This window comes from Bradyrhizobium centrolobii (assembly GCF_001641635.1).
In the GTDB taxonomy this organism is placed as follows: domain Bacteria; phylum Pseudomonadota; class Alphaproteobacteria; order Rhizobiales; family Xanthobacteraceae; genus Bradyrhizobium; species Bradyrhizobium centrolobii.
In genome coordinates this window covers 135866-142539 of record NZ_LUUB01000038.1, presented here as the reverse complement: position 1 = coordinate 142539, position 6674 = coordinate 135866, and the positions used below count along the sequence as shown (strand labels likewise).

At 59.8% G+C, this 6674-nt stretch carries 5 protein-coding genes and 1 pseudogene; 5 read left to right on the top strand and 1 reads right to left on the bottom strand.

The annotated features are described in order from the left end of the window. The 3 genes and pseudogenes from AYJ54_RS52140 to AYJ54_RS09450 form a co-directional block, all read left to right on the top strand. Positions 1-187, top strand: a pseudogene (locus AYJ54_RS52140) (ABC transporter substrate-binding protein); the annotation flags it as partial. A 61-nt stretch (positions 188-248) separates the two neighbouring features. Then, entirely contained in the window at positions 249-1226 is a 978-nt protein-coding gene (locus AYJ54_RS09455) for an ABC transporter permease (protein ID WP_063698721.1), read from the top strand. Then, complete coding sequence (locus AYJ54_RS09450) at positions 1220-2008, top strand: ABC transporter ATP-binding protein (RefSeq protein ID WP_063698606.1); 789 nt, start codon at positions 1220-1222, stop codon at positions 2006-2008. The genes AYJ54_RS09455 and AYJ54_RS09450 overlap by 7 nt, the downstream gene beginning before the upstream one ends. Positions 2009-2035: 27 nt before the next feature. Here the strand turns inward: AYJ54_RS09450 and AYJ54_RS09445 are convergent, their stop codons facing one another. Next, complete coding sequence (locus AYJ54_RS09445) at positions 2036-5179, bottom strand: ATP-binding protein (protein WP_082905563.1); 3144 nt, start codon at positions 5177-5179, stop codon at positions 2036-2038. Positions 5180-5581: 402 nt separating this feature from the next. Between AYJ54_RS09445 and AYJ54_RS09440 the strand changes: the two genes are divergently transcribed. Together AYJ54_RS09440 and AYJ54_RS09435 are read left to right on the top strand one after the other, a co-directional pair. Further along, a complete protein-coding gene (locus tag AYJ54_RS09440) occupies positions 5582-5770 on the top strand; it encodes a hypothetical protein (RefSeq protein ID WP_136623568.1) in 189 nt (62 codons plus the stop codon). A 47-nt stretch (positions 5771-5817) separates the two neighbouring features. Then, a complete protein-coding gene (locus tag AYJ54_RS09435) occupies positions 5818-6546 on the top strand; it encodes a sulfite exporter TauE/SafE family protein (RefSeq protein ID WP_063698602.1) in 729 nt (242 codons plus the stop codon). Positions 6547-6674: the final 128 nt, after the last annotated feature.

Genomic DNA, 6674 nt, shown 5'->3' with positions numbered 1-6674 from the left:
GAGAGGATCCGTGGAGGATCTCGCCACTATGTATCGCAGCCATACTCACCACAATCATCCCGTCGGGGCAGTGCTCAAGAAGCAACTTTTACTCTACACCGATGAACTCAAGGCAGTGAACGTCATCAAGCGAAGCACCGACCCGGCCAAGTTCGCCGAGCGGATTTATCTTGACGTTCTAAGCTAGCCGATTGGGAATATCCGCAGTGAGCTCGGTCACCGATGAAGTGCCGAGGCCATCAGAGAAATTGGGTTTCGGCCTTTTTGCAAGTTCAACCAGTCGGTCGTTAATCGGCGGGCTGTCTGCGGCCGCCGCGTGGTCCTTTGTCGCCGCACTGACCGCGTTCTGGCCGGATAAGCCCGACAACGATTGGACCTACACAGGCGACTTTGCCATTGCCTGCGGAGCATTGGCCGTCGCCCTTGCCTTGGCGGCCTTTGCCGGCGTTCGGTTTGCTGCTTTCCAGCGTCTCCAGCGGCTCACTCCGTGGCTGTTCGCGCTCGCGCTGTTTTTGGCTGCTTGGGAGGCCGTCACAGCAAAGCTCGGATTGCTGCCGTTGCCGTTTTTTCCGCCGCCGCAGGCCATTGTCGAAGTCGCAATCGACGATTGGGGGCGGCTGGCTGAAGGCATCGTCGCCTCAGCTCGTCTGCTCGCGACCGGTTATTTTCTCGGTGCAGCGGTCGGGTTCGTGACTGGCGTGGCGATCGGCTGGTCGCGGCTCGCCGGTTATTGGATCCACCCGGTTTTGCGGTTCATCGGGCCGCTGCCCGCGACGGCCTGGCTACCGCTCGCATTTTTTGTGTTCCCGTCGAGCTTCAGCGCTAGCATTTTCCTGATTGCGCTCGCCACCGGGTTTCCGGTCACGGTGCTCACCTGGTCGGGTGTCGCCGGCGTGAACAGCGCCTATTACGATATTGCGCGAACATTGGGAGCAACCCAGCGCTTCCTCGTGCTCAAGGTCGCGATTCCGGCGGCAATGCCGCATGTCTTCGTTGGCTTGTTCATGGGTCTCGGCAACTCGTTTGCGGTTCTCGTCGTAGCCGAAATGCTGGGCGTGAAGGCGGGGCTCGGCTGGTATCTGCAATGGGCTCAGGGTTGGGCGGCTTACGCCAACATGTACGCCGCGCTGCTGCTCATGGCGGTGTTATGCTCCGGATTGATCACGCTGCTGTTCCGCTTGCGGGACCGCCTGCTATCTTGGCAGAAAGGTCTGGTGCGATGGTAGCGGCGATCGCAGGCGACTACCCGGTCCGCGGATCGACGCTGACGCTCCGCGAAGTGAGCCATCGTTTCGACCTGGAAGGACAGCCGCTGCCGGTATTGGACCGCATCAGCCTGCAGATTGGCCGTGGCGAATTCGTTGCCCTCCTGGGACCGAGCGGGTGCGGAAAATCAACCTTGCTGCGGCTGGTGGCCGGGCTCGACACTCCGACCGCCGGCTCCCTGCTAACGGAGGGAAGAGAAATCGAAGCACCCGATCCGTCGCGCGTCGTCGTTTTTCAAGACCCCACGCTTTATCCATGGCGGACGGTGTGGAGCAACGTTGCACTCGGTCTGGAAGCACGCGGGTTGCTGCGCACCCATCGCGGACGTATTGAAGACGCCTTGCGCCTGGTCGGGCTCACGAGCTTCGCCAATGCCTACCCGCACCAGCTTTCCGGCGGCATGGCGCAACGCGCGGCTCTGGCGCGCGCGCTGGTCAACGACCCGAAGCTGCTCATTCTCGACGAGCCTTTGGGCCAGCTCGACTCGCTGACGCGGATCACGATGCAGGGCGAACTCGTTTCACTGTGGCAGCGCGCGGGCTTCACCGCGCTGCTCGTGACCCATGATGTGGAGGAGGCGTTGTTCCTTGCCGGCCGGGTTATTGTGTTGAGCCAACGCCCGGCACACATCAAGGCTGAAATCGCGAACGCCAGGCCGTATCCCCGCCACCGGGGCGACCCGCATCTGGTCGAGCTTCGCCATCAAGTGCTCGCCCATCTCGGTCTCGACGCCACCTGGTAAGGATCAGGGTACGGCAAGCTCCGTCGGCTAAGCGGTCCGCGAAGGCAGAGAGTTCATCGCTTCCAGTTGCGTCGCCAGCACAGCGAGCAAGCTCTTGTGCAGGCGATCTTCAGGTTCGAAATTTTGCGCGAGCCTTCGGACGGTCTCGACAAATCGAATGCGATACGTCGCTGCCCTGTCGGCGTCTCCATACTTCGCGAAGATCTCGGCGGCCGTGCGGTACACCCGCCACGAAGCGATCGGGAAGTCGGCATTGTCCACGATCTCCAGCGCGCGGGATAAGTGCAGCAGGGCCTCCACTGAATCGCCCAAGCCAAGCGCGATACGCGCGAGCAGCCCGTGGGCCTGGGCCAAGTGATTGAGATCTGGCGCCGATGCCACATAGTCGTGGAGCTGGCGTGCACAGCTTTGAGCCTGCGCAAAGTCACCAATCAGCAAGCAGTATTCGCCGAGGCAATGATACACCTGTGTCGCGGCAGTAAATTCGATATCGATGCCTTCTTCATCCCTGCGGCGCTCAATATCGTCGAATTGCCGACGAGCTCCCGACGGATCGTTCAGGCCGACATAGGCCTTCGCAAGGACGGCTCGTTTGTGGAAATACGTCGACTGATCGCCGACCAGCAGACTATCGTCGACGCTTTCGCAGAGCTCCCGGGCTCCATCGAAATCCATCGCTTCGACATGCAACCACGCAAGCGTCAGACGGCACAATGCGCTTCCGGGGCCGTTCGCGTTCTTGATGGCCAGTTCGAGGCCAGCCGTGATTTCGCGCCGCAATTCACGCCACTCGCCCAGATAAATGAGCGCGATTGATTCAAGCACGTTGAACAGGACAAATGTGTAAACATCGCCAGCCAAACGTGCCAGCCGCTTTCCTTCCGTGCCGGCGCGGCGGCACTCTTGGTAACGTGACCTCCAGCAATCAACGATACCGGATATTCCGTTGCGCCTGATCAGAGTGCCATAATTGGTGGCGCTGGCGCTCAGCTCGATCGCCTTGTCGCAGAGTGCGGCGTCCTGTTTCCGCCAGCCGTTGAGGAACAGGTTGACGCTCGCGCTGCTGCCCTGGACCAGAGCCTTGAATGTGTCGTCCGCAAGCGCCTGGCTCCGCGACAATACATCTTCGGCTGCCTCGAGGCAGGCGCGGCGATCGACGCGCAAACACAGGCTGCTCACTGCCGTGAGGCCGTTGAGTTGCTGCTTGATCTCACCCGCCTGTTCGGCGCAGGCAATCATGTCTCGCAGATCACGGATGGAGCCGACGAGGTCGCCGCACGAGCGAAGAGCCCAGCTTCGCTGCCGCAGAAGAGCGATGCGGATTGAGAACTTGTCGATAGCATTGAAGCGATCGAGTATGTCGAGCGCGCGGGTGAGATAGCTCGCGGCCTCGGCATGGCCGAGACGTTTCGTCGAGCTCTCAGCCGCTTCTCGGAGGTAGCGTAACGCGCTCGGAAAGTCGCGACCCTGCTCAAGGTAAAGTGCGAGTGCGGGCGCTATTTCGTGGGTGCGGCCGGCATAGGCCTCCTCCAGTCTCTTGCCCAAGCGCTTGTGCGTTTGTGCGCGAAGTCCGGGCGGCAAATTCTGATAAATAATGTTCTGATAGAGAATGTGCCGGAAAGCGTATGAGCCCGAATATGTTCCATCGGGCCACTCGGAAACGCCCGAACGAACAAGGATATGATCCTTCCGGATCGACGCCTCGATGTCCCTTTCAACGTCGATCGCATCGTCGGACAGGCCGGCGGCAACGAGGGCCGCAGAAAATTCTTCGCCGGCAACGCTGGCGACATCGAGCAGACGCCGCTCATTATCGGTGAGGCGATCGAGCTCATGGCCGATCATGTTTAGGAGGCTGTCTGGAATGCGATCTTGAGTAAATGTCGCCGGTAAAGACAGGCGCCATCTGCCGTCCGTTTCAACTATCGACTCCTGGTCGATAAGGTGTTTGAGCAGCGAGGCAACAAACAAGGGATGCCCCAGCGTTCGCTCGAACACGGGCTTTGATAGGCTGGACGCAAATTCGTCGTCGCCGAAGCGCAATGCCAGGTAACGGTCGACCTCCGAACGCGACAATCGATCGAGGCGCAATTCGCTGCAGCATCCATGAATCTCAAGATCCCGGTGCAGGCGACGGATGGGATGCCCGCCGACGGAACTGTCGGCCGGACGATAGGAGCAGAGGACCAGCACGCGCGCCTTGCCGTTCCCGCGCGCGAAGCGAGACACCACGTCGAGTGTCGCGAAGTCGCTCCAATGCAGATCTTCGAGAACAAGGACCCAGGGGCGGCCGGTGCTCAGCGCTTCCAGAAGATCGCAGAATTCGCGCAGCATCCGCTCGCGCGTCGCGCCGAACACTTCATCCTGGAAAGCCGCACGTTCCGATGCGTCGATGGCGCCTGGCAATTGCAGTATCCAGGTGGGTGCGTGCGCGCGAACAGCCGATATCAGTTCCGGACCGTTTGCTCGATAACGGCTCACCAGTGCATCGATGAGTGGCAGAAAGACTTCGTCCGTTCCGAATCGTTCGGTGCAGCGCCCATAGAGCTGATCGAAGCCCTGTTCCGTCAGGTGCTCGATTGTCTTGGCGATGAAGGCCGTCTTGCCAATCCCGGCTTCTCCGGTGACAAAAGCCGTCTGCCGTTTGCCGGACAATACCTGCCGCGTCATCTCGTCGATCATCTCGAAGGATGCTGTCCGGCCGACCACCAAAGTGGAGATTTCGATCTTCGGAGGTGCGGCCGCGCTCTCGAACTCCCTGGCTGCTTCACGCACCGTGCCGACAAAGCGGACACCTTTGCGCGGTAAAGTCTTGATCAGCCGTTGTGCCCCGCCGGAATCGCCTATTCCCGTGCGAGCTGCGTTGATGCGGGTGGTGAGCGCTGACTCCGAGACGATGCGCCCGCCCCAAATTGCACTGATCAGATCGTCCTTGGTCACCACCCGGGCGCGGTGGCGGATCAGATATTCGAGGAGGTCAAGAACCTGAGGCTGCAACGGAATCGGACATCCGTCACGGCGCAACTCCCGCCGGTCGGTGTCGAGAACAAAATCTTCAAATAGATACAGCAAAACAACGCCTTCGGAGGTGCGGGCGAGACGGATATTCAACCGGTACGCCGGCCCGAAATCAAGCACACCGTTCAAAATCAAGGAAACGGATAAGGTCAAATTAAGCCCGCATTAAAGCGTGGCGTGGCGTCCCGTTCGATACTTCCAGCCGTATCCAGTCACTCAAAGGTGTTCGTGTCATGCGCATGGAAGAAAAGGCACGGCGTCTCGCTCGCGTGTTCTATGGGTTGTTGCTTCACAAGATGTTTCAGTCGATCGCGGCATCCTCCGTATCGTTGTTTAACAGCAGAGCTTCGACAAGGAGCGATGCGTTATTTTCAGGGAGTTCGTTTGTCGCCTCCAAGAGTTCTTCTCGAAAAGAAGGCTGGTTTGGGCGCCTCCTTCAAGCGCTCCACCATTCGCGCCGGCTGCAGGCAGTGCGCACCCTTCGACAGTATCGTCACCTGATCGACAATAGGTGGCACCAGTTTGACTCTCGGTCAGACATTGGAGGACGTGACAATGTCGCTCAGTGAAAAGTCGTGCGAACGCAAACTTCGGATTTCGGCACCGAGCGAGAATGGGCTGCTGGCGACGATCGCCATCTGCTTTGTCATTTTACACATCCTTGCAGCCACGATGTTGACTTCCGCCCGCCAGAGCGATGCCGGGGCAACGCCCGAGCCGCCCGGACTGTCGTCCGGGGACTGATCGCCAAGTCGCTATTCCAGGATTTTACCGACCGAAAGGGTTAGCTCATGGGCGACATTGCGTCGTTTCGCCTACTTAGTATCGCTGTTTTTTGCGGTGCCTTCGTATCGGGCCTCGCGGGCTTTGCCTTTTCGGCGGTGGCCGGCGCGATTCTCCTTCACGTTCTCCCACCACTGGAGGCGGTCCCGCTGATGATGGCCTGCAGCATCACTGTGCAAGCCACGGGTCTTTGGGCGTTGAGAAAAAGCATCCGCTGGAAGCAGAGCTCGGTGCTGGTCGTCGGCGGATTGCTCGGCGTTCCGATCGCCGTGTGGTTGCTGCAAGTTGCAGATGCGCGGATCTTCAGAGAGAGCTTTGGTCTCGCCGTCGCCTGCTATGCGGCCTACACGTTATTCCGGCCGGTGCTTTCTCAGCGCCTGCAGATGAATGCGGGGCGTAATGCATTAGTCGGCTTCGGCGGGGGCTTCGTCGGCGGGTTGACGGCAATGCCGGGTGCAATACCGACCATATGGTGTGACATCCACGGGGTGCCAAAAACCGAGCAGCGCGGAATGGTTCAACCCTTCATCGCCGCCATGCAGATCTTCGCACTCGTTCTTATGCTGATCCGAAGAGATCTGTCGACAAAGGTCCTGGTTGACTTCGCAGCCAGCATCCTGGCACTCCTCGCAGGAACGGCGCTCGGGATTTTTGCTTTTCGCTGGGTCAATGACGCGCTGTTCCGGCGAATTATTCTCAGCATCTTGCTGGTTTCGGGACTGATGCTGGTCTTGTAGTTGCCAGTCGCGCCTCCAGTTACAATGGCAGCCATTCGAGCACGTACGGGCTCGCTTTACCTCGGCTTCGGGCGCGTCGGCTCAAGCCCCGAAAGCAGATGCAGGCGTGCCCCGTTTTCCACATCCAC